This window comes from Nonomuraea sp. NPDC003707, assembly GCF_053587055.1.
Genome location: NZ_JBSFNK010000024.1, coordinates 1 through 21,969 on the forward strand (window position 1 = coordinate 1; position 21,969 = coordinate 21,969).

Annotated in this window: 18 protein-coding genes; 10 read left to right on the forward strand and 8 right to left on the reverse strand. The window is 69.2% G+C overall.

Annotated features, from left to right (window positions below; translation table 11 throughout):
• Window positions 1-331 precede the first annotated feature (331 nt).
• The 3 genes from ACWDRB_RS43485 to ACWDRB_RS43495 all read right to left on the reverse strand — a co-directional run bounded on the left by ACWDRB_RS43485 (window position 332) and on the right by ACWDRB_RS43495 (window position 2,855).
• Complete coding sequence (locus ACWDRB_RS43485; RefSeq protein ID WP_449904203.1) at window positions 332-646, reverse strand: hypothetical protein; 315 nt, start codon at window positions 644-646, stop codon at window positions 332-334.
• A 273-nt stretch (window positions 647-919) separates the two neighbouring features.
• Entirely contained in the window at window positions 920-2,257 is a 1,338-nt protein-coding gene (locus ACWDRB_RS43490; RefSeq protein ID WP_449904205.1) for a CU044_5270 family protein, read from the reverse strand.
• On the reverse strand, window positions 2,250-2,855 hold the full coding sequence (locus ACWDRB_RS43495; RefSeq protein WP_449904208.1) for an RNA polymerase sigma factor: 606 nt from the start codon (window positions 2,853-2,855) through the stop codon (window positions 2,250-2,252). The genes ACWDRB_RS43490 and ACWDRB_RS43495 overlap by 8 nt, the downstream gene beginning before the upstream one ends.
• A 314-nt stretch (window positions 2,856-3,169) precedes the next feature.
• On the opposite strand from ACWDRB_RS43495, the gene ACWDRB_RS43500 reads away from it, so the two are divergent.
• The 3 genes from ACWDRB_RS43500 (at window position 3,170) to ACWDRB_RS43510 (ending at window position 7,893) form a co-directional block, all read left to right on the forward strand.
• Entirely contained in the window at window positions 3,170-6,409 is a 3,240-nt protein-coding gene (locus ACWDRB_RS43500; protein ID WP_449904210.1) for a S8 family serine peptidase, read from the forward strand.
• 196 nt (window positions 6,410-6,605) lie between these two features.
• Window positions 6,606-6,857 (forward strand): hypothetical protein, encoded by a 252-nt coding sequence (locus tag ACWDRB_RS43505; RefSeq protein WP_449904212.1) that lies wholly within the window; start codon window positions 6,606-6,608, stop codon window positions 6,855-6,857.
• Between the two features lie 244 nt (window positions 6,858-7,101).
• Window positions 7,102-7,893 (forward strand): hypothetical protein, encoded by a 792-nt coding sequence (locus tag ACWDRB_RS43510; protein WP_449904215.1) that lies wholly within the window; start codon window positions 7,102-7,104, stop codon window positions 7,891-7,893.
• Between the two features lie 58 nt (window positions 7,894-7,951).
• Here the strand turns inward: ACWDRB_RS43510 and ACWDRB_RS43515 are convergent, their stop codons facing one another.
• A complete protein-coding gene (locus ACWDRB_RS43515; RefSeq protein ID WP_449904219.1) occupies window positions 7,952-9,505 on the reverse strand; it encodes a sulfatase family protein in 1,554 nt (517 codons plus the stop codon).
• A 193-nt stretch (window positions 9,506-9,698) separates the two neighbouring features.
• Entirely contained in the window at window positions 9,699-10,385 is a 687-nt protein-coding gene (locus ACWDRB_RS43520) for a FadR/GntR family transcriptional regulator (protein WP_449904222.1), read from the reverse strand.
• Between the two features lie 184 nt (window positions 10,386-10,569).
• Here ACWDRB_RS43520 and ACWDRB_RS43525 point away from each other — a divergent pair, with 184 nt between their 5' ends.
• Window positions 10,570-11,514, forward strand: a complete 945-nt coding sequence (locus ACWDRB_RS43525; protein WP_449904225.1) for a dihydrodipicolinate synthase family protein — start codon at window positions 10,570-10,572, stop codon at window positions 11,512-11,514.
• A gap of 69 nt (window positions 11,515-11,583) precedes the next feature.
• Here the strand turns inward: ACWDRB_RS43525 and ACWDRB_RS43530 are convergent, their stop codons facing one another.
• A complete protein-coding gene (locus tag ACWDRB_RS43530; RefSeq protein ID WP_449904570.1) occupies window positions 11,584-13,524 on the reverse strand; it encodes an exo-alpha-sialidase in 1,941 nt (646 codons plus the stop codon).
• A 220-nt stretch (window positions 13,525-13,744) separates the two neighbouring features.
• Between ACWDRB_RS43530 and ACWDRB_RS43535 the strand changes: the two genes are divergently transcribed.
• The 5 genes from ACWDRB_RS43535 (at window position 13,745) to ACWDRB_RS43555 (ending at window position 20,324) form a co-directional block, all read left to right on the forward strand.
• Window positions 13,745-14,860 carry a sensor histidine kinase gene (locus ACWDRB_RS43535; RefSeq protein ID WP_449904228.1) on the forward strand — a complete coding sequence of 372 codons (1,116 nt, stop codon included), beginning with the start codon at window positions 13,745-13,747 and terminating at the stop codon, window positions 14,858-14,860.
• A 4-nt stretch (window positions 14,861-14,864) separates the two neighbouring features.
• Window positions 14,865-15,527 (forward strand): response regulator, encoded by a 663-nt coding sequence (locus tag ACWDRB_RS43540; RefSeq protein ID WP_449904230.1) that lies wholly within the window; start codon window positions 14,865-14,867, stop codon window positions 15,525-15,527.
• 103 nt (window positions 15,528-15,630) lie between these two features.
• Complete coding sequence (locus tag ACWDRB_RS43545; RefSeq protein ID WP_449904232.1) at window positions 15,631-17,106, forward strand: nitrilase-related carbon-nitrogen hydrolase; 1,476 nt, start codon at window positions 15,631-15,633, stop codon at window positions 17,104-17,106.
• A 126-nt stretch (window positions 17,107-17,232) separates the two neighbouring features.
• Entirely contained in the window at window positions 17,233-18,942 is a 1,710-nt protein-coding gene (locus tag ACWDRB_RS43550) for an aminotransferase class V-fold PLP-dependent enzyme (RefSeq protein ID WP_449904235.1), read from the forward strand.
• A gap of 155 nt (window positions 18,943-19,097) precedes the next feature.
• Window positions 19,098-20,324 carry a protein kinase domain-containing protein gene (locus ACWDRB_RS43555; RefSeq protein ID WP_449904238.1) on the forward strand — a complete coding sequence of 409 codons (1,227 nt, stop codon included), beginning with the start codon at window positions 19,098-19,100 and terminating at the stop codon, window positions 20,322-20,324.
• Window positions 20,325-20,577: 253 nt separating this feature from the next.
• Here the strand turns inward: ACWDRB_RS43555 and ACWDRB_RS43560 are convergent, their stop codons facing one another.
• Window positions 20,578-20,928 carry a DoxX family protein gene (locus ACWDRB_RS43560; RefSeq protein WP_449904240.1) on the reverse strand — a complete coding sequence of 117 codons (351 nt, stop codon included), beginning with the start codon at window positions 20,926-20,928 and terminating at the stop codon, window positions 20,578-20,580.
• Between the two features lie 41 nt (window positions 20,929-20,969).
• On the reverse strand, window positions 20,970-21,272 hold the full coding sequence (locus ACWDRB_RS43565) for a hypothetical protein (RefSeq protein ID WP_449904242.1): 303 nt from the start codon (window positions 21,270-21,272) through the stop codon (window positions 20,970-20,972).
• Here ACWDRB_RS43565 and ACWDRB_RS43570 point away from each other — a divergent pair.
• Complete coding sequence (locus ACWDRB_RS43570; protein ID WP_449904244.1) at window positions 21,262-21,882, forward strand: hypothetical protein; 621 nt, start codon at window positions 21,262-21,264, stop codon at window positions 21,880-21,882. The genes ACWDRB_RS43565 and ACWDRB_RS43570 overlap by 11 nt on opposite strands.
• The last annotated feature ends 87 nt before the right edge of the window (window positions 21,883-21,969 follow it).

Genomic DNA, 21,969 nt, shown 5'->3' on the forward strand with positions numbered 1-21,969 from the left:
CGTCACACCGGCGTCACGCTGACACAGCACGGCGAGATAGCCATGTACCGACACGAGCTATCACGTTCCGTCACCACCGAAAGTGGGCCAGAGCCCAGTCAGTGGTGTATCTCGATCTTGTTTGATCAGCGGGTGGTCAGGGTCAGACGGCCTTCGAAGGTGATGGTCGGTGCGGGGGAGCGTCGCGGCGGGCCGCCTCCGAGAGGGTCGCCGAAATTACGTTCAGCGGCCTGACCTGCAAGTCTTCTCTACGGGCGGCTGCTCAGGGATGTTCGGTTCGCGTACGTCGCCTGGCAGGTGCGCCGAAAGGCACTGGCCCCGGACGGCCAGGTCAATAGTTGAACGGGAACAATCTGATTCGCCACGCGGCGAACAGCGCCATGATCAAAGCTACGGTGAATAGTCCGGCCGGCATATACCGTCCGGCAAATATGGAAATGCAGAGCCCAGTCAGGGGTGTGCCAATTCCCACCATGTACATGGCGGTCCCGAAGGCTATGACGAGTGGCATATTGCCTAGATCTGTGTCGCCGAGACCCAAGCCGAAGGTGACGGTGAATATGAATAAGAATGGCGTGCCCAACACCCACAAGGTGGCAAGCCCCCGCAACATTCCTTCTATTGATCGTCGATCGTTACCGGACATGAGCGGGAACATCCTTTCTGATGCTGACGCAGAGAATGAAGCGTGGCTGCCGCCTGTGGAGCTCATGGAAGCCGTCCTCACCCCCGTCCTGGGAGTGCGCGTCCCCGGACGAGTTGTATGTCAAGCGGTAACCTTCGGGAAGAACTACAGCAGGTAAGGCCCGACAGGCTCAGGGTGAGAACGGCAACCCTGCCTCACCCTGAGCATTGTGGGATGTCGGTACGCGAGGATTGGTCGGCGTGGCCCCCCCTTTGGAGCGGGCCACCGCGTACCTCATCCCCGGGGCGCGGGCTTGTCGTCGGTCCAGCCGATGGCCTCGTATGAGGTGGAGTGGCGGAGCTGCACCGTGCGGCCGTCCGCGAGCGTGCCCGGAGACGTCGTCTCCAGCGCCAGCGGCAGCCCGGTACGGGGATCGACCACGAACCGGACCTCCGTCGTCTGGCCGGGACTCGCCTCCACCTCGTAGCTGAGCGCTTGCCCGCGACGGCCCAGCGGGTCGGCCACCTCGCCGTCGGCCCGCATGCCCGGCAGGGTCGCGAGCAGCCGGTACGCCCCCGCCCGCACGTCGGGGGAGACGGCCAGGCCGCGCAGGATCTGCATGCAGGCTTCGCGCAGCCGCGGTTCGAGGTCGGCCGATCCGGACTCCGCCTCGATGCGCTTTTCCAGATAGGCGCGCAGTTCCTCGGGCTCGCTGGGGATCTTGCCGAGTTCCGCCCAGGTCATCGGCTTGAACATCAGTGTGCCCCCCGAGCCCTGCCACGTGCCCGTCAGCCGGGCGGCCTGCGGCTCGGCCGGGGCGGTCGTCACCTTCTCGTTCGAGGTGGCGTTCAGGCCGGCGGTGTCTGCCGAGTACTGCCAGCTCGACGGCGAGCCCGCCGTCCGCCAGGCGGCCTCGTCCTCCGGGGTCGCGGGGGTGGTGCCGAGGTCGCGGGTGATCCGCCAGCCCTGGTCGTCCGTTCGCCGTGCCAGCCACCGCTCCTCCGACTGTCTGCGCTGGAGCACGTAGGCGCGTCCGGGTTCGATCATCATCGACGTGGTGAGCTGTCTGATCCGCCAGTAGTCGCCCTCTGCGGGCGCGGTGGCGATCGCGTCGGCGGCGGCGAGCAGGATCTGGCGGGCGGCGGGGCGCGGGATCGCGCTCTGAGAGGTTCCGGGGCGCGGCGCGTCTGGAAGGACGGCCACGGCGGTCGCTACGAACACGGCCCCCACGGCCAGTGCCCCTCCTGCCAGAGCGACCGCCAGCCGGCCACGCCGGGGCCGCCGGCGGGCGGAGCGACGCCCGGAAACGGGCGTGGTCACATGCCGCGCGTCGTCGTGGCGAGAGGCCGCCTGGGCAGGCTCGGCGTGCCGTCTGTCAGTGTGATGAGGCTCGACAAGTGGCGCGGCCTTGAGGTGAGGCTGCGTGGGCTGTCTACCGTTGTGGCGGCCCGCTGCTCGGTGCGGATCACTGTGTCGTGTTCCGGTTTGAGGCGTGGCGGAGTACAGCTCGTCGAGCAGCATGGCACGGCCCGTGGCGACTATGTCCGGCGTCGGGTCGGGGCCGCTGAGCAGGTCGCGCACGACGTCGTCCACGTCCCACTGCTCGGGAGAACGGTCGTTCAGCTCATTCATCGGCCTGTCCTTCGAACGTGGGATTGACCTCGCCCAGGGCTGCACGCAGCTTCTTGCGCGCCCGGCTGAGCCGGGAGCCGACGGTACCGAAGGGGATGCCCAAGGACTGGGCGATCTCCTCGTGGCTGAGACCGGCCAGTGCGACCAGGAGCAGGACATCGCGGTCGCCGTCCGAGAGCCGCCCCAGCTCAGCGGCGAGCAGCCCCCGCAGGCCCGCCGCTGTGACCCAGGCCGTCACCCGGTCCTCGTGTCCTGGGTCGGCCGTCGTCTCCGACGTCGCGGAGGCCCGCTGAAGCATTTCCAACCTTCGGATCTCGCCTCTGCGGTGGTGCCCGATGAGGTTGGTGACGATCCCGAAGAGCCAGGACCGCACCGTGCCCCGGCCGGGATCGAAGGTCTCTCGCTTGCGGAACGCCACGAGAAACGTCTCAGCCGCCACGTCGTCGGCGACCTGCGTGCCGATGCGTCCGGCCACGTAGCGGTAGATGTCGCCGAAATGGCGGTCGTACAGCTCGGCGAACGAGTCGGGGTACTGCCACGACCGTTCGATGAGTTCGGCGTCATCGAACAACGCCGGCATGTCGGGAGGAGCGGCCATCCGCGTGATGTCCCTTCTTTCGGTACACCAATACTCCGTAAAAGTGCCGATTCGCTTTCACGATGAGAGGGGGCGCGAGTCGATCACCCAGCTGCGCCTCGGTGGCCACCTGACCGAGGACCTGCGCCGTCCCTGGCAGCATCGGCAACGGCTCCCGGCTCGCATCCGCCCAGTAGCGGCGTGTCTGCCGCACATCGGTGTACTGGGGCGAGCGGCCCGCGATGGAGAGGCTCCGTGGGCAAGGCGTGAAAGGAATTCCCGGAGCGGGAGATATGTGGTGATCCACTTTTTGTCGATCTGGAGTATCCATGCCCATGAGAACGAGAGCCGGAGCGGCTGGGGCGTTACTGCTCGCCACCGCTCTGCTCACCCCCCAACCGGCCGTCGCCGCGTCTCCATCTGCCGGAACACAGTCGCTTGCCGCAGTCTCGCGGACCGTCACGCTGATCAGCGGTGACCGTGTCACAGTCACCGGGGAGCCCGGCGCGGTGATCGAGGCCGGTGATGGGAGGAAGGGGGTCACCTTCATCACCGACGAGAGCGGCGGGCGGTTGCGCGTCGTCCCGAGCGATGCGGTGCCGCTGCTGAAGGCCGGGCGGCTGGACTCGCGGCTGTTCGATGTGACCACCTTGCTGGAGTACGGCTACGACGATCGGCGCAAGGACCTGCCACTCGTCGTCACCGGGGCCGCTCAGCCCCGGACGCTGAGTGGAGCCTCGGACGGCACGGCGCTCGCCGCGGTCGGCGGGTTCGCGGTGCGGGAGGAGCGGGCGAACGCCTCCCGTTTCTGGAAGGACCTCACCGGAGGGCCGGGGAAGGCCGCGGCCGGGGGAGCGGGGCTCCTGTGGGGCGCCGGTGGGAAGGCCAAGGTGTGGCTGGACGGGCTACGAAAGGTGTCGCTTGACACCAGCGTCCCGCAGATCGGCGCGCCCGCGGCCTGGGCCAGGGGCTTCACCGGGGAAGGGGTCAAGGTCGCGGTACTGGACACCGGGATCGACGCTGCCCATCCCGACCTGGCGGGCAAGGTGAGCGGCAGGAAGGACTTCACAGATGTGCCCGACGAGCGGGACCTTGCCGGGCACGGCACCCACGTTGCCTCCATCATCGCCGGGAGCGGCGCGGCATCCGGCGGGCGCTATCGCGGCGTGGCCGCGGGCGTCACGTTGCTGGACGGCAGGGTGTGCGACGAGGCAGGCTTCTGCAACGACTCGGCGATCCTGGCCGGCATGCAGTGGGCGGCGGAGCAGGGTGCCCGGGTCGTGAACATGAGTTTCGGCGATACGGACACGCCGGAGGAGGACCCGCTGGAGCAGGCGGTCGAGGCCCTCAGCGACCAGTACGGCACCCTCTTCGTGGTAGCCGCGGGCAACGAGGGGATGGAGCGCGGGGTCAGCAGCCCGGGCACGGCGAACGCCGCCCTGGCCGTGGGCGCAGTCGACAAGTCGGATGAGCTGGCCGCTTTCTCCAACATGGGGCCCGTACCGGGCGACGGTGGGCTCAAACCGGATATCACCGCTCCCGGCGTGGACATCACGGCCGCGCGGGGGAAGGACATCCCCGGGACCGGCTCCTACATCGCCTTATCCGGCACCTCGATGGCGACGCCGCACGTGACGGGAACCGCGGCGCTGCTGGCGGGGCAGCACCCAGAGTGGAAGGGCGACCTGCTGAAGGCCGCGCTGATGGCCTCGGCCGAGCCGCACCCGAAGGTCGGCGTCTTCGCCCAGGGAGCGGGCCGGGTGAACGCGGACCGCGCGACGGCGCAGGCGGTGACAGCGCAGCCGCCCGGGCTGGGGTTCGCCAGGCAGGCGTGGCCGCACGACGACGACCAGCCGGCCGCCAAGAAGCTGGTCTACCGTAACTCTCTCCCGACGCCGATCACGCTCACCTTGCAGGCCAGGGCGAGTGCGGCTTTCACGGTGAGCCCGAGCACGCTCACCGTGCCTGCCGGCGGGCAGGCCGAGGCGACGGTCATCGCCGACACCCGTGCTGCCGATGTGCCCGACGGGCTGCTGGGTGGCTACGTCGTGGCGACGGGGCCCGGCGGTGTGAGCGTGAGCACGCCGGTCGGTGTAGAGAAGGAAGCCGAGAGTTACGACCTGACCGTGCGCCACACCAACCGGGCCGGCACTGCCACCGGCGACTTCACGATGTCGATCAGGCGGTTGGACGCCAAGGAGTCGCCGATCGTGGTGTTCGGCGGGCAGAGCAGCTTGGTCATGCGGCTGCCCAAGGGCAAGTATCAGGTCGACACAGTCGTCCTGGATGACGCGGGCGTCACCCTGCTCGTCCAGCCCGAGCTGGTGCTGGACCGGGCGCAGCAGGTCGACGCCGACGCCCGGCTCGGCAGACCGCTTGAGGTGGAGCCACCGAGCGCCGACGCGATGCCGACGTACGCCCAGGTCGTCTACCAATGGCAGGAAGCCGGTGGCCGGGCGGCCAGAGGGTGGGTCGGCAAGGGGTTTGACCGGCATTTCACCGCCCAGCTCGGGCCCGCCCGCCACTACGACGGGCTGCTGACCGAGGTGGCGGGAGAATGGATGGCTGGTACGGACGTCTATCGGGCGGCCTGGTTCCAGCCAGGGCGAGTGGTGACCGGCTTCAAACGGTCGGTGGACCCCAAGAACCTGGCGACCATACGCATGGATTACGCCGCTCACCTGCCCGACGCGGAGCTCAGGGCGTACGGCCGGGCCTGGCCGCGCGACGACAGGATCCCCTCCTACCTTTCTGGGGCCGAGTTCACTGCCCCCTCGGTGCGGAGGGTACACGTCAACACTGAGGGAGGCATCCGCTGGCAGCACCGGCTGCGGGAGATCGGCACCGACGGGCGGGTCAACGAGTTCCAATCCGGGTTCACGCGCTACCGAGCGGGCCAGGTCACCACCGAGTTGTGGAACCGGGGCGTGTTCGGTCCTTCCCTGCCGTCCGGGGACCAGCTCGGCGACAGCGTCAGTCGCACCGGCGACGTCATCTCGACTGACCTGGGGATGTTCGGCGATGGGCGGGGCTCGCTCGGCTACTCCTCGCGGGCCACCGGACACACCACCCTCTACCGCGACGGCGTGCTCGTCGGCGAGGCGCCGTCCCTGACCGCGCACTTCTCCGTGCCCGCAGGGCGGGCGGCGTACCGGCTCGTCGCCGAGGCGGAGCGGGGAGCTCCGGCAACGCTGTCCACGCGCGTGTCCGTGGCCTGGACGTTCCACTCCGACACCACAGACGTCCTCGCCCGGCTGCCGGTGTCCGTAGTGAGCTTCACTCCTGAGCTCGACGCGCGGAACACCGCACCGGCCGGCCGGATCTTCACCGTGCCGGTCAGCGTGCGTTCGCTGCCTGGCAGCGCGGCGGGCCGCGCGCGGGACCTGACCGTGGAGGCCTCCTACGATGACGGGGCCACCTGGGCGAAGGCGGAGGTCCGGAACTCGAGGATCGTTCTGCGCCATCCGAACCGTGACGGGTTCGTGTCGCTGCGGGCGACGTCGATCGACACTTCCGGCAACGCCGTCGAGCAGACCGTGATCCGCGCGTACCGGATGGTCTCCGCGACAAGCTGACAGTTCGCCTGGCACTTATGGGGAGCTTGCCGGCGTCCTCGGGGTCGGCGCGGATGGCTTTCAACGTCGACCTTGTCTCGTAGCCGGGTGATGAGACTGGTGAGGTCGCTCATTCAACTGTCGTCAGTTCGGCCGGTCGGCCGGTTGGCGATGACCGTGCGTGGTCGCCGGGAGCGTAGCGGCCAGCTCGCGACAGTTGAACCTCACCAGCACCAAAGCCCGGATCGGCGCCGCCAGCCCCGCCCAGATCCAGGCCGGGCCGCTGTCGGGCTCCGTTCTGCTACTCCTGGATCTGTCCGGTCCTGATCCACCTGCATGGCGGCGGCCACACCGGAGCCGAAAGAACAGCCAAGCGCTGCCGCTGCTGTACCGCCTGCCGGCCAGGGCTGGGATCGACGCCTTCGCCGCCCAGATCTTCAACGCGGGCGCCATGAGGCACCCACGTTGACAGCGCGCTGCAGCCTTCGACCCTCTCCGCTCTCTGTTCCGTCGCTGTTCCGTCAAAGGGTGAAAAGAGCCGCACACGGCTGAGTGAAGATGCCGGCAGAAAGCCCAGGTCAAGAGCTTGATTGCGAGGTTTCGGCAGGTGACGCATCTGGTACGCGAAGAACACCCAGATCTACGAGGGCACCAACCAGATCCAGCGCCTGCGTCGAGGGGACCGAAACTCGCCTGCGCACGGCAAGTGCGCCGTGGCAAGATCCGTTCGCATGTACGGCTCCTACTACTGGACGCACCCGCGCTTCTCCGACGAGCGGCTGATGTCCGCCTGCGAGGCCCTTCAAGCGGACGTCGCGGAAACCTGGTCGGGGCCGATCAGCCCGTTCCTCACTCTCCTGCGGAGCGGCGACCAGGTCGCGGTCGGGATCGCGCTGGACGTGTACCAGCGATCCAGCGCGCTCAGCCGATTCGGGGGAGCCCCGTTGTACGGGGCGCATCAAGCCGAGGTGCTGAAGGCTGCCCGTGAACTCCTTCGGCAGCCACCCTCGTCCGCCGACATGAGCCCCGAGACCGGCGCGGGCGCGAACCACGCCAGCGCCCTCAACGCGATGATGAACGTCGCCGAGCAACAGGACTGCGACCTGATCGCGGACGCTCTGGAGCAGACGACGAACCCCGCGGTCGTCGAGGCGGCGGCCGACGCCGCGGGCGCCGCCTTCTTCCACACCGAAGGCCCTCCTCACGTGCGCCTTCTTGCGTTGGTCGCCGCTTACATCGACGACGCCGACCGTCCGCTCCAGCTGCGCGTCCGGATGCTCTCGGCTCTCGAGGGCTGCCAGGCCCCTGAGGCCACGGCACACCTTCTGCGGGCTCTCCACCGGCCCGAGGTGGAGATCCAGGTACAGGCCGCCGTCGGTCTGGCCGACGGCGGCCGTCTGGACGCCCACCGCGAACTCCTGGAACGCGTTGCGGCTTCCTGGCCGGACGACGCCCCCTACCTGGCCGAGGAGGTACGGCGGATCCTGGCGGGTGAGGACGACTGACCTGGGCAAGGCTCCTCAAAGCCTGTGGTCTCCGAGCGTCTGACCGGGGTGAGGTGAGTCAGAGTCGGGCTGCGGTCCAGCAGTCCGGCGCGCCGGGCTTCCCACATCCCACCATGGCGTCGAGGACCTTGCCGAGGTCGGACGTCCTGGCGTTGCCGGGGTCGTTGGACTCCTGGTTCGGATCCGCCACCGTGTCGTAGTACTCGGGCTCCGCCTCGCCCTCGTACTCCACGTACAGCTCTCCGGCAGTGCGCACCGCCGCGTAGCTGGGCGGCTGTGAGTTCCCCGCCTCGAGCGGCTCGGCATCGGGGTCCGGCTCGCCCGGTGCGGCCGGGTTGGGCTTGACGTGCTCGATCAGCGCCGTCTTCCGCCAGTCCTTCACCTTGTGGCCCTGGATGAGCGGCAGCAGGCTGCGCCCGTCGCGGCCGTCACGGGTGGCCGCGCCGACCCCGGCCATGTCGAGGAAGGTCGCGAACAGGTCGACGTTCTGGGCGATGGCGCCGGTCACCAGGTCGCCGTGCCGACCCGCCGCAGGCCGTTTGACCAGCAGTGGCACCCGGACGTCGTGGTCGTAGGCGGTGGACTTGCCGCGTACGAGGCGGTGCTGGCCGAGATGGAAGCCGTTGTCGCTGGTGAACACCACGTACGTGTTGCGCTTCTCGGCGTCCGTCAGCGTGGAAAGGACACGCGCCACCATGTCGTCCACCGACTGCACCATGCGGATCCGGTCGCGGAAATCCTTGCGCAGCTCCTTGACCAGCGCGGGGGCGAGCGGAGCGCGGCGTACCCACGAGGGCTTGTCGGCGGTGTCCTCGTTGAACGCCGGCAACGTGCTCACGTCGATGTCGTTGCAATCGGGCCCGCCGCAGTCGCCGTGCGGGAACTCCCCGGCCGGGAACTGGGTCTTGGGCCGGTCGCGGCGCGCGGGTGGGAAGCGCGGCTCCTTGTCGCCCGGCTTGGCGCCGATCCTGGAGTGCGGCGCGAACGGCGAGACCTGGAGGAAGAACGGTCGGTCCGGGGCGCGCTCGCGTGAGCGCTCGATGAAGTCCGTGGCCCGCTTGGCGAGCTCGTCCACCAGGTAAGTGCCGTCGGAGGTGTCCAGGCCGGGAGTCTCCCCCTTGACGTAGCGGGTGAGCTGGTACTTGAACTCGCTGTAACCGCCGCCGGCCGCCACATGCCACTCGTCCCAGCCGGGCGGGACGTGGTAATCGGCGTCCACCGGATACTCGTTGATGTACTTGCCGAGGTAGCCGGTGCGGTATCCGGCCTGTTCCAGCGAGACGGCGTAGGTCCTGGACTCGTGCGGTGCGAACGCCTTGTAGCCACCGCGATCGGAGTTCTTGTTCGTGGCCACGCCGGTATTGTGCGGGAACTGGCCGGTGAACATCGAGGCGCGTGACGGGCAGCACAGCGAGTTGGACACGTAGTAGTTGCTGAACGTCGTGCCGTCGTCGGCCAGGCCGCGCACGGTGTCCATGTACGCGAGCAGGTCGGCGGACATGTCATCGACGAGGAAGAAGATGATGTTCGGCCGCTGGGGCTTGGCGACCGTGACCGTCCCCGCGCTTGCTTGCGAAACCAGGCTCAGGCTGAGGACCAGCGCGGTGGCCACCGCTAAGGTTCTGCGGATATGTCGGGCTATCGCCATGACCGCCTTCTTTACAATTGTCCGACGATGAGGGTGGGATGCAGGCTAATAGCGCTCAATACGCCGATCAACCGATTGATCCTTAAGGCTTCCTGGCAAAGCGCGCCGAATGCGCGTCACGGTCAGCCTCGCTGTCGTCGGACCGGTGTGACCGGGGTCAGGTCGGCGCGGGTACGGCCCGGGCCTCCGCCCGCGCGATGCGAGCCTTGACGTCGCGGAAGTGCAGCCGCATCGCCTCCCGTGCCGCCTCGGCGTCCCGAGCGCGAAGCGCCGCCACGATCCGGCGGTGGTTGACCGCGATCTCGGCGCTCCGCTCCTCCGGCGGGCCGAGCGTCGGCTCGACCTCGTGGTAGACGTCCCAGAACAGGCCGATCAGCTGCAGCACCAGCTCGTTGCCGCACGAGTCGTACAGCAGCGCGTGGAACGCCCGATCGGCTTCCCGGTCCCGATCCATGCCATTGGCCAGGGCCTCCAACGCGGCGAGCCGGGGGGCGCTGGTGCTCTGAGCCACCTGGCCGATCAGCCCGGTCTCGAGCAGCTCGCGGACCTCGACCAGATCGTGCAGCGCGCGGATCCCACCCGGCCCCGAACGCACCCGGAAGGCGAACGACGGAGTCAGCGCGTCGAGCGACGCGTGCCCGACGAACGTCCCATGTCCGTGCCGGATCTCGACGATGCCCAACGCCTGCAGGGCCCGCACAGCCTCGCGGACGCTGTTGCGGCTCGCCCCGAGCAACTCCATCAACTGCACTTCGGTCGGCATCGGTGACCCGGGGGCCAGTCCGCGCTCGTGAATCAGGGCGACGATACGCTCCTGAAGTGACGCATCGTCACGTGTACGCATGCCACCCCCAGGCTCGTCGAAGGCCTTGCGTCAAACATCCCGCCTCTTGGTCCCGGAAGGCCAGCCCGGTAGAGGAAAGTTTACGCCGACGACACAGATGACCCCCCGGGCGGACATGGCCTGTTCGCGCGCTCATCCCGGGACATAGGATGTTCTACGTGTACCGAACGGATGGCGGGGCGCCGTGGAGACGTTGACGCCGGGGTCGCTCGGCGGCACCTGGGGCACGGTCCTGCTGCCCATCCGGGACGACGAGTCGATCGACTGGACACGCCTTGAGGCGGCGCTGGACGTGCTCGTCGCCGCGGGGCTTGACGGCCTGTACGCGCACGGCACCGCGGGCGAGTTCCACGCGCTCGGTGAGGATGAGTACGACCGCGTCAACGCGCTGATGGCCGAGCGGTGCGAACGGCACGGGCTCCCGTTCCAGATCGGCGCCGGCCACATGAGCGCGCAGACCTGCCTGGCCAGGGTGGCCCGCGCGCGGGTGCTCCGGCCCGGCGCGATCCAGGTGACGCTGCCGGACTGGTTGCCGCTGTCGCGCGCCGAGGTGGTGCGCTTCCTGGCCCGCGTCGCGGCCGCCGCCGACCCGGTGCCGCTCGTGCTGTACAACCCGCCGCACGCCAAGACGCAGGTGCCGGCCGACCTGTATCCGGTGATCCGCCGCGAGGTTCCCGCGGTCATCGGGATCAAGGTGGCCGGCGGCGACGCGGGGTGGTACGCGGAGATGCGGCGCCACGCGGCCGGCCTCGCCGTCTTCGTCGCCGGCCACGACCTGGCGACCGGACGGCGGCACGGCGCCGCCGGTTCCTACTCGAACATCGCCGCCCTCAGCCCGGCCGGCGCCATGGCATGGCAGCGGATGATGGTCGCGCAGCCCGATGCCGCGCTCGACGTGGAACGACGGATCCACGAGTTCTTCGCCGCGCATGTCCAGCCGCTCCAGCACAGCGGGTACGCCAACCCCGCGCTGGACAAGTTCCTGGCCCACCTCGGTGGCTGGGCCGACATCGGCACTCGAGTCCGGTGGCCGTACGAGTCGGTCGACGCCTCGCTCGCCGTACGGCTCCGGCCACTGGCCCGGGCACAACTGCCCGAGCTCTTCCCCGGCGATCAGCACAGGACGTAGGACGTCCTTCGGTGTCAGGGTTCGGCGATGGCGCCCGCCGGGGCCGGCGAGCGCCATCGCCGAACGGCTTCAGCTGACCTGATCGAACGGCAGCCGCAGCCCGAGCTGGCCGCCGATCGGGAGGTTCCGCTGCCGGATCAGGTCCAGCTCGGCGTCGGTGACGGCACGCCGGTAGACGCGTACCTCGTCCAGCGACCCACGGAAGCGGTCCACACCGTCCAACCGCTGCCCGATGTGGATTCCCTCGAGCCCGAACTCCTTGCCGAGGGTCAGCGAGCCGGGCGGCGCCGCCGCCGCCGAGACCTGTACGCCGTCCACCAGGAGCCGGAGCTCGCCACGTACCCGCTGGAGCGCCACGAAGTGCCACTGCCCGTCGTTGTACGCGCTCGGCGACTGCACGGTCACGTTGAACCGGTCGACGGAGAGGACCGCCCGGATGCGGTTGCTGGCCGGTTCGGCCCGCAGCCACAGCGCCGGCGGGTTGGTGCCCCTGTTCACCCGGTGGAACCAGAGGATCGCGTGCGAGCCGGTCTGTTCCGAGTAGCGGATCCAGGAGGTCAGCGTGAAGTCCTTCGCGCCGAGGTCGATGGAGTCGTTGAACGGCACCTCCACCCGGTCGTCCACCCGGTCCAGAGCCAGCCCGTTGCCGAACCGCCCGTCGGTGGTCTGAGCGCCACCGCGGACATACGCCTGGTTGCGGTACGGCGACTTGTCCGGCGTCGTCGGGCCGGGCGCCGGAGGGCCGGGGATGCCGGGCGGGGTGCCGTTCGGCGTCTCCAGGTACGCCTCGTTGAACCGTGCGAAGCGGATCTGCTCGTACGGCGTGATGGTGCCGGCCTCGTACATCAGGGCCGCTTCGTCGCCGTCCAGACGCACCATGTCCGAGTACGCCGTCGGCCCCCAGTAGAAGACCTTGCCCTCGTCCCAGGTCTCGAAGCGGCGCCCTTCGTCGTAGGACGACCGGATCCCCATCGCTTCCCGGGCGCCCGGGTGCATCGGCGAGGAGAAGAGGATGCGCCCGTCGCTGAACCGCAGCAGCGACGCCTGGACGTCGGTCGTCGCAAGTGCCGGCATGGTGCGGAACGGGGCGTCCCACGTCTGGCCGCTGTCGCTGCTGGTCGCGTACGCCCGGCTGCCCTCGTCGGTGCCGCGCTCACGGGCCGAGGCGTAGATCCGCCCGTCGGTCAGCTCGACGACGGTCACCTCCTGGGCGATGACCGTGCCGTCATCGCGGGACGTCTCGGCGCCGATGTTCCACGTCGCCCCGCTGTCGTCGCTGTAGAGCAGGTGTGTGCCGTAGACGTGCTTGCCGACCCGGTCCCAGCTCTCGAAACTCGCCCCGACGACCAGCCGCCCGGCGTGCGGGCCCCGCTTGAGCTGGATGCCGTGCATCGGGCCGGTGGCGTACCAGAAGTTCCACTCCGGACGCTTGCCCTCGGTCATCTCCCTGGCGGCCGACCAGGTCGCCCCGTGGTCGTCACTGAACTGCACCCAGGGGTCGCGGTCACAGCCGTTCGGGCACGGGTCCGGACCGTTGTGGGTGCTCACCAGCACGATCCGCCCGGTGCGCTCGTCGACGATCGGCACCGGGTTGCCGTGGGTCGTGCCGTTGCCCTCCGAGATCACCTGCAGCGGGCCCCAGGTCCGGCCGCTGTCGGCGGAACGGCGCACCACGAGGTCGATGTCCTCGTCGTCACCGCAGTCCTTCACCCGTCCCTCGGCGAACGCCAGGAGCATGCCGTTCGTGGCCCGCACCACGGCGGGGATCCGGAAGCAGCCGTATCCGAAGTCGCCCTGTTTGTAGAGCACCTGCTCGTCCACGAACGGTGCGGCGTCGGCGGTCGCGCCGGCCTCGGACGTTTCCGCCGGTGCCGGTGCCGGTGCCGGTGCCGCGTTCGCAGGCCCGGCGAACGCGCTGACGAGTAAGCCGGCGAGCACCACTACGGCGCCCGCCCGGCGGCGCCGGGATCGACGTCCGGCACGGCCCTCCGGGGGATGGCCATCGTGCATGTCCACGCCCTTCCTGACAGGAGAAGGTTACGAGGGGACATCCTACGTCCAACGTCCCATGTTAAATAGACGGTGAACGTAGAATGTTCTCCAAGGGCGCTGAGCCGATGGCGGACGCGTTCTTCGGCGACGCGGGCACCAGGACCACTCCTGAGAGTGAAGGACGCTGTCCGTCGTGAGAGGGATGCGCCGGGCGGCCTGAATCCTGATACTGAGCGAGATGCCCGGACTCACTGAGCGGCTGCGCGCCCGGCTCCAGAACGTACCCCCACGCGTGGTCGACATCGCGATCACTGTCGTCGTGTCGGCCGCCACCGTCGGTCCCGCGCTGGTCCCCTTCCGGCAGCCGTGGTGGGTGGTCGCGCTGGCCGGGCTGGCTTCGGTGCCGGTGCTGTGGCGGCGGACGGCGCCACTCGTGGTGACCGGGGTGGTCGGGCTGGCGATGACGGCGCTGGTGATGTGGGAGAAGCCGATGCTGCCGTACGGGCCGCTGGTCGGCACCTACACCATCGCCGCGCTGAGCCCGCCGTTGCTGCGGCTGGTGGCCGTCCCGGTCATCGGCGCCGGGGTGTACGTCTCGCTCGTCCTGCCGCAGGAAGATCTGGATTCTTATCGGGTGGTGGGTACGGCGTTCGTCGCGGCGTACGCGCTGGGCACCAGCACCCGCGCCCGCCGCGCCCGAGCCGCCGAGCTGGCCGAACGCGCCCTGCGGATGGAGCGGGAGCGCGCCATCGCCGCAGCTCACGAGCGGGCTCGCATCGCCCGGGACATGCATGACATCCTCACCCACTCGGTCGGTCTCATCGTCGTCCAGGCTGAGGCCGGGCCGCTGATGCTCCGGGCCGATCCCGAACGTGCGGAGGCCGCCTTCGACGCGATCGCCGACACCGGCAGGGGCGCGATCGCCCAGCTGCGGGCCCTGCTCGGCGCGATGCGCTCGGGCCAGGACGGTCACCGGGAGCCGCAACCCGGGCTCGCGGCCCTGCCGGACCTGGTCGAGCGGACCGGCCGTACCGGGCTGCGGGTGACCTTGACCAGCGACGGCCTGTCGCGGCCGATCCCCGCGGAGGTAGACGTGGCGGCGTACCGGATCGTGCAGGAGGCGCTGACGAACGTGCTGCGCCACGCGCACGCGCGCACCGCGCGGGTACGACTGTCCTGGATACCGAGCGCGCTGCGGGTCGAGGTGGCCGATGACGGCAGCGGCGGGGACGGCGCCGCCGGAGGGCACGGCCTGATCGGGATGCGCGAACGGGCCACCGCTTGCGGGGGGACGCTGCACGCCGGTCCGGGGGACAAAGGCTTCGTGGTGGTGGCCACGCTTCCGGTTGGATAGACGTATGCTCCGCGTGCTCGTGGCCGACGATCAGGATCTGTTCCGGGGCGGCTTCGCCATGATCCTGAACGCTCAGGCCGACATCACCGTCGTCGGCGAGGCGGCCGACGGCGCCGAGGCCGTTCAGGCAGCCACCGAGCTGCGCCCGGACGTCGTGCTGATGGACATCAGGATGCCCGGCATGGGCGGGATCGAGGCGACTGAGCGGATCTGCTCGGCGACGTCCGCCAAGGTGCTGGTGTTGACCATGTTCGATCTGGACGAGTACGTCTACGACGCGCTGCGCGCGGGGGCCAGCGGATTCCTGCTGAAGGACATCCGTCGCGACGAACTGGTCGCGGCGGTGCGCGTGGTGGCGGCGGGAGAGTCGCTGCTGGCGCCCACGGTGACCAGACGTCTCATCGAGGACTTGGTCCTGCGGCCGAATCATGGGGTGGCGCCCCGGCTGGCCGCCCGCCTCACCGAGCTGACCAGCCGTGAGGCCGAGACGTTGCGGTTGGTGGCCCGGGGGCTGTCCAACGCGGAGATCGCCGGCGAACTGGTCGTGAGCGAGTACACGGTCAAGAGCCATGTCAGCCGAATCCTGACGAAGCTGGGACTGCGCGATCGGGTACAGGCGGTCGTGTTCGCCTACGAGTCGGGACTCATCGTCGCCGGAGGCGCCTGAGCGGTCCGTGAGGGGGAGTGCGGAGATCACTCTTCCCGCCGATGTGGCGGCAGGGCTCCAGTGCGGAGTATCGAGGCAGTTCCCAGGTGGAGGAGTCTGCTCGATGAGATCACAACGATGGTGGCTGATCGCCGCGGCGGTGCTGTCGGCCACGCTGTTCTGGTTCGGAACCGGCTTGCGGCCGGTGCCCTGGTGTACGTGGATCGCGCCGATCCCGGTCCTCGTCCTGGTACCGCGCTGCTCGGCGCGTGCGGCGTTCGCCACTGCGTCCATCGCCTGGCTCGCAGGCCAGACCCCCATGTGGGGATATTTCCTGAACACGGTGCAGATACCGCCGGTGATGGTCGTCCTCCTGCTCATCGGTTCGGCGCTGCTGTTCGGCCTGGTGGTGATCGCCTACCGGGGCCTGACGTTGCGCGGACGCCCGCTGATGGCCGTCGGCGTCGTACCGGCGGCGTGGGCCGTCATCGAGTACGCGCTGTCGCTGATCACACCGAACGGCGCCTGGTGGAGCCTGGCCTACACCCAGGCCGACGTCCTTCCCGTCATCCAGATCGCCTCGGCCACCGGGCCATGGGGAGTGACGTTCCTGCTGATGGGAGCTCCGGCCGCGGCCGCCGCCCTGCTGACGCACGCTACGGTCGGCCGGGTACGGGTGGCCGTGGCCGCCGCGCTGGTCGCGGCGGTGGCGGCGGGATACGGATTCTGGCAGCTACGGCCGGCCGAAGCGGGAACGGCGGTCAAGGTGGCGCTGCTGGCCACCGACCGGTCGATCGACCCGGTGGCGGTGACCGGTCCCGAAGGGCGAACCCTGCTGGCCGGCTACATGAGCCGCATCCCGGCCCTGGCCGAGCGTGGCGCCGACGTCGTCGTACTTCCCGAGAAGGCGTTCCGGGTGGATGAGGCGGACCTGCCGTCGCTCGCCGGACCGTTGTCCCGGCTCGCCTCCGACCATCGCCTCGACATCATCGTCGGGCTGATCCTCACCAGGGACGGCCGCGAGTACAACGCGGCCATCGACTTCCCCTCCCACGGCGGCGGGCCCGTCGAGTACGTCAAGCGCCACCTCGTCCCGGGCCTGGAGAGCGAGTTCCAGGCAGGAACGGCGCAGGCGTTCGTACCCGGGTCCGGCGGACGATGGGCGATCGCGATCTGCTTCGATCTCGACTTCCCCGACCTGGTCCGCGACTACCGGCGCGACGGGGCGACCGCGCTGTTCGTGCCGGCCTGGGATTTCGGCGACGACGCCTGGCTGCACAGCCGGATGGCGATCACGCGCGGGATCGAGAACGGCCTGACGGTGGCACGAGCGTCCCGGCAGGGAGCCCTGACCGTGAGCGACCCCAACGGTCGTCTCCTGGCCGAGGCCCGTACCAAGGACGCCTCCTTCGTGTCGGTGACCGCGGACCTGCCGGACCGTGCGGTGCGGACCCTGTACACCAGGTTCGGCGACTGGTTCGCGTGGGCCTGCATTCTCCTGCTGGCCGCGATGTGCGCGGGCGTGGCCTTCCTGCGGCCACGGGCTTTGACACCACCAGCAAGAAGCAAGCGGCATGAAATGAACGGGAGCCGGACGTAGCTCGGTGGGAGCCCGTGACCAGGTGGATTCCAGGCGGCGGAATGCTTTGTCGCGGCCGGCCAGGTGCGGGCGAGCATCCCCGCGGCGGCCTGTTGCCCGGGCCGGCGAGCGGGGGATCCTGGATGCGTGCAGACACGACGATCCGCCTCCGAACCGCCGACCTCGCCGCTGCTGGAGCGCATCCGCGCCGCCGTCATCGGCGACGACGAGGTGCTGCAGGGCCCGTACGGACCGCGCCGCATCATCTACGCCGACTACACCGCCTCGGGCCGGTCGCTCGGCTTCATCGAGGACTTCGTCCGCGACCACGTCCTGCCGCGCTACGCCAACACCCACACCGAGAGCTCCGGAACCGGGCTGCAGACCAGTCGATTACGCGAGGAGGCCCGCGGCGCCGTCCACGACGCCGTCGGCGGTGGCCCGGACGACGTGGTGATCTTCTGCGGTTCGGGCGCGACCGCGGCGATCAACAAGCTCGTCGGCATCCTGGAGCTGCGGGTCCCCGGCCGGTACGCGCCGATGGTCCCGGAGGAGGACCGGCCGGTGGTGTTCGTCGGTCCGTACGAGCACCACTCCAACGAGTTGCCCTGGCGCGAGTCCATCGCCGACACCGTCGCCATCGGCGAGGACCGCGACGGCCACATCGACTGCGACGACCTGCGTGTCCAGCTGGCGCGCCACGCCGGACGGCCGCTGCTGATCGGCAGCTTCTCGGCCGCCTCGAACGTGACCGGCATCCTGTCCGACACCGAGCGCATCGCGGCGCTGCTCCACGAGCACGGGGCGCTGTCGTTCTGGGACTACGCGGCGGCCGGGCCGTACGTGCCGATCCGGATGGCCGCCAGCGCGCCCGGGGCGAACGACCACAAGGATGCGATCTTCCTGTCGCCGCACAAGTTCATCGGCGGGCCGCAGACGCCCGGTGTCCTGGTGGTGAGGCGCGAACTGGTCCGCAATCAGGTGCCCACCGCGCCGGGCGGCGGCACCGTGCTGTTCGTGGACCCCACCGGGCACCGCTATCTCGACGACGCGGTCGCCCGCGAGGAGGGCGGCACACCGGCCATCGTCGAGTCGATCCGCGCCGGGCTGGTCTTCCGGCTCAAGCAGGCCATCGGCACCGACCTCATCCAGGCTCGTGAGGAACGCTTCTGGCAACGGGCCCTGCGTCGATGGGAGAGCAGCCCGAACATCGAGATCCTCGGCGACCGGCACTCTCGGCGGCTGTCCATCGTGTCGGTCCGCATCCGGTCCGGGGAGCTGTTCCTGCACCACAACTACGTGGTGGCGGTGCTGAACGATCTGCTCGGCATCCAGGCGCGCGGCGGCTGCTCCTGCGCCGGTCCCTACGGCCACCGCCTGCTGGCCATCGACGCCGCGCGCTCGCGGGCCTTCGAGGAGGAGATCGGGCATGGCTGCCAGGGCATCAAACCGGGCTGGGTACGCATCAACTTCAACTACTTCGTCTCGGACGCGGTCTGCGACTACCTCATCGAGGCCGTCGAACTGGTCGCCCGGTACGGCCACCGGTTGTTGCCCGATTACCGCTTCGAGCCTCGTACCGGGCTGTGGCGGCACCACCGCGACTCCGCCGAGCCGCCACTGCACCTTTCCGACTTGCGCTTTGACGACCCCGGCGCGCCGCCCGCCCCACATGTCCGGGCCGGCGAGGACGCCCTGCCCGGCTACCTGGAGGAGGCGCGGGCCATCCTGGCGGCCCGCTCCGACGAGATCGACCTGCGCCCGCCCGGCCTGCCGGACGACTTCGAGCGGCTGCGCTGGTTCCCGTTGCCGGCCGCCTGCCTGGCCACTGCGGCGAGGAGGCCATCTCTTCGGTGATCGACGGGCCGGCGTCTCAGACGTTCTCGGCGAGAACGGCCGGACAAACCGACATTCTCCGGGAACCAACAGTCGAAAGATCGCGGTCGTGCATGTACGGACGATGATCGGGTACGCATGTCGTCATGCCCGTTACAGGCTATGAAGGATGGTTATTGGGGGCTCGGTACAGGTTGCTGGCCGAGCTGGGCCGAGGGGCCATGGGCAGGGTCTGGCGCGCTCATGACGAGCTGCTGGATCGGCAGGTGGCGGTCAAGGAGATCCATATCCCGCACCGGCCGGGGCCGGAGCGAGAGGCGCTGCTCAGGCGAACCCTGCGCGAGGCTCGCCTGACCGCGCGGTTGAGCCACCCGCGCATAGCAGCCGTGTACGACGTCGTGGTCGCCGACGAACGGCCGTGGATCGTACTGCAGCTCGTCCCCGCCCCCAGCCTCGCCCAGGTGATCATCGAACGGGGACCGCTGCCCTCGTCCGCGGTCGCTCGAATCGGGCTCGAAGTGCTGGACGCCCTGCGCGCCGCCCACGCCGGCGGCATCGTGCACCGCGACATCAAGCCCGCCAACATCCTCATCACCGACGACGGGCACGCCATCCTCACCGACTTCGGGCTGGCCAGCACCCTGGATGACCAGGCGCGCCGCACCCGGGAGAGCGTTGTCGTCGGCACCCCCGCCTACATCGCCCCCGAACGCGCCCGCGGTGGCCCCGCCACGCCGCAGGCCGACCTGTGGTCGCTGGGCGCCACCTTGTACACCGCGGTCGAGGGCCGTGCCCCGTTCGGGTTCAGTACTGAGCTGGCCACCCTGTCCGCGGTGATGGCCTCGGACCCCTTGCCGTTGGAGCACGCAGGGCCGCTCGCCTCGATCATCGCCGGGCTGCTGGACAAGGATCCGGCCCGGCGTACGGACGCGGCTCGCCTTCACGAGCAACTGTCCACCTTGTGTGAGCAACCGGTCATTCCGATCTCTTCGGACCCTCCGACCGTTGACGGTGACAGCGGGCAGATCAGCGGCTCGCCCGTCGGCCGCCCGCTTGGGGAACGGGCGCCGTACCGGCAGTGGGCTGTCGAGCACTGGCGGCAGGCGGCCGTCATCGCGGCCCTGATCGTCAGCGTGATGGCGACCACCTCGTGGTGGCGCGTCGAGCCGAGCACGCACCCTTCGCCACCCATGACGGAGGCCACTCCGCCGCCCACCGCGATCGAGCCGGACACGGCGCTGCCGGCCCACCTCATCTCGGGCCAGCGCCGGGTCGCGAGGAGCGAACCGGAGCATGCTCGTACGGAACCACCCCTCTCCACCGACGTGGCCGGCATCCCGCATGGACAGGCTAAGAAGATCAAGACGAAGAAGATCAAGACAAAGGGTCACGGCCCGAAATGACGGTCGCGGCCGCTGGCGTTCGCGGCCATGGCGCACGGTGGCCGCGCCCGTCGTCAGCAGGCCGAGTCGGGACACTGGTGTGACGGGTCGTCGCCCCGCGCCGCGCCGGCGGGGGACGCGCGCACGCCACCAGTTCGACGGCGGCCAGGCATATCAGCGTCTTGTTGCGGGAGCGCAGCTGGAACGACCCGGCCGGATACTCGCGAAACCCGCACCGCTGGGCCACGTGTGAGAACCTGGGCTGTTCTGCCCGTCACGCCGACGCGCGTACGACCACGAGAACCACCACCAACGCCAGCACCAGGACATCGACGGATATCGTCGCCGCCGAGTCGGACACCCGGATCCGGCTGATGACTGCACCGGCCATCAACATGACCAGTCCGATCGACGCGGCCACGCCGAGCAACGGCACCGCGAGCCCGGCGAGCAGCCCCAGACCCCCGGCTGACTCGCACACGCCGATCAATTGCCACAACCTCGGCCGGAGTCCGAGATGATCGCGGATCGCCAGCGACTGCGGCAGGCTCAGCACCTTGACCCCGCCGGTCCCGAGGAACAGCAGACCGAGCAGGATCGACAACACGACAACGACGGTGCTCATCAGTGGCGCTCCAAAGATCCACACAGCACAAATGACCTGCGCTATCGCGGCAACCAGATCATGATGAGTATGCCAGCCGTGCTCCACGTCCCCGTCTGCAGGAGATCCTCGACAACCTGATCGGGTTCGCCGTGGCCGAACGCGAAGTCCGGCTCGGCGAGATCGAAGGCCTTCGTGTCAGCCTCACCGGTGCCGAAGACAGGTTCGGTGAAAGAGCCCGCCGGGGAACTACCATCAACTTCGGCATGCCCGCCTTCCCGGATACCACCGCCTCTTCCTGACAGCCGTGGAACCAGGCCTGCCGTTCGACTCGTTGCGACCGTAGTGGACAAGATGATCCTCATGGTGGGGAACACCTCCCGCTTGGAGACGCCGATGCAAAACAGCACCGGAAATCGCGAACGTCTGCTTGACGTGGTCGGCGGCTTCGCACGCTTCTGCGGCGGCTCTTGGACTGACGCCAGTTCTCACCTCAAACGAGGCGTCATGCTGATGTGGGCAGCAGGGATTGCCCTCGTCGTCCTGGGCGTCTTCGGAGATGTGACGAAGATGTGGGCGAGCTTCCCCTTCCTCACCAACCTCATCACCAGTATCACTGCCTTCTTCTTCGCGGTTCCGATAGCCCTGCTGTTTCTGCAGAACGTCACCCGCCGCCAGGCTGAGCGCCTGGAACGTGCCACGGCCAGCAGAATGCTCAACGACTCGATGTCCCGACTGGCCCTGCAGAGGGTACGTAATACGGCGGCCAAGCGTCTCCAGGTCGCGCAGGGTGCCCTGGAGAAGCTGTTGCCAGGTGGCGACTGCACAGCAGAACCTCGTAATAAGGCTGGTGGTCGGGGCGATTTACTGGTACAAGGATCTGGGTGTAAGGGGAAACGCCAGCCTCCTTTTCCGCAACGCCAGGCTTCGCGACGAGGCCAGGCGGAGCCTCAAAGAATGGGAGAGAGCGCTTGAGGAGTTCAATGTTGCATTGGGCGGGTTCTTGCTGCGAGGACGCAGATTGACCGAGAGTCTGATTCGCGACACCGGTTCGGCATCGAC

What these genes read in the sequence shown, in the direction of transcription:
- ACWDRB_RS43500 (WP_449904210.1), top strand. Translation starts at nt 3,170, where the DNA reads ATGAGAACGAGAGCCGGAGCGGCTGGGGCGTTACTGCTCGCCACCGCT.
- ACWDRB_RS43570 (WP_449904244.1), top strand. Translation starts at nt 21,262, where the DNA reads ATGATCCTCATGGTGGGGAACACCTCCCGCTTGGAGACGCCGATGCAA.
- ACWDRB_RS43565 (WP_449904242.1), bottom strand. Translation starts at nt 21,272, where the DNA reads ATGAGGATCATCTTGTCCACTACGGTCGCAACGAGTCGAACGGCAGGC.
- ACWDRB_RS43490 (WP_449904205.1), bottom strand. Translation starts at nt 2,257, where the DNA reads ATGAATGAGCTGAACGACCGTTCTCCCGAGCAGTGGGACGTGGACGAC.
- ACWDRB_RS43540 (WP_449904230.1), top strand. Translation starts at nt 14,865, where the DNA reads ATGCTCCGCGTGCTCGTGGCCGACGATCAGGATCTGTTCCGGGGCGGC.
- ACWDRB_RS43545 (WP_449904232.1), top strand. Translation starts at nt 15,631, where the DNA reads ATGAGATCACAACGATGGTGGCTGATCGCCGCGGCGGTGCTGTCGGCC.
- ACWDRB_RS43535 (WP_449904228.1), top strand. Translation starts at nt 13,745, where the DNA reads ATGCCCGGACTCACTGAGCGGCTGCGCGCCCGGCTCCAGAACGTACCC.
- ACWDRB_RS43530 (WP_449904570.1), bottom strand. Translation starts at nt 13,524, where the DNA reads ATGCACGATGGCCATCCCCCGGAGGGCCGTGCCGGACGTCGATCCCGG.
- ACWDRB_RS43560 (WP_449904240.1), bottom strand. Translation starts at nt 20,928, where the DNA reads ATGAGCACCGTCGTTGTCGTGTTGTCGATCCTGCTCGGTCTGCTGTTC.
- ACWDRB_RS43485 (WP_449904203.1), bottom strand. Translation starts at nt 646, where the DNA reads ATGTCCGGTAACGATCGACGATCAATAGAAGGAATGTTGCGGGGGCTT.
- ACWDRB_RS43495 (WP_449904208.1), bottom strand. Translation starts at nt 2,855, where the DNA reads ATGGCCGCTCCTCCCGACATGCCGGCGTTGTTCGATGACGCCGAACTC.
- ACWDRB_RS43520 (WP_449904222.1), bottom strand. Translation starts at nt 10,385, where the DNA reads ATGCGTACACGTGACGATGCGTCACTTCAGGAGCGTATCGTCGCCCTG.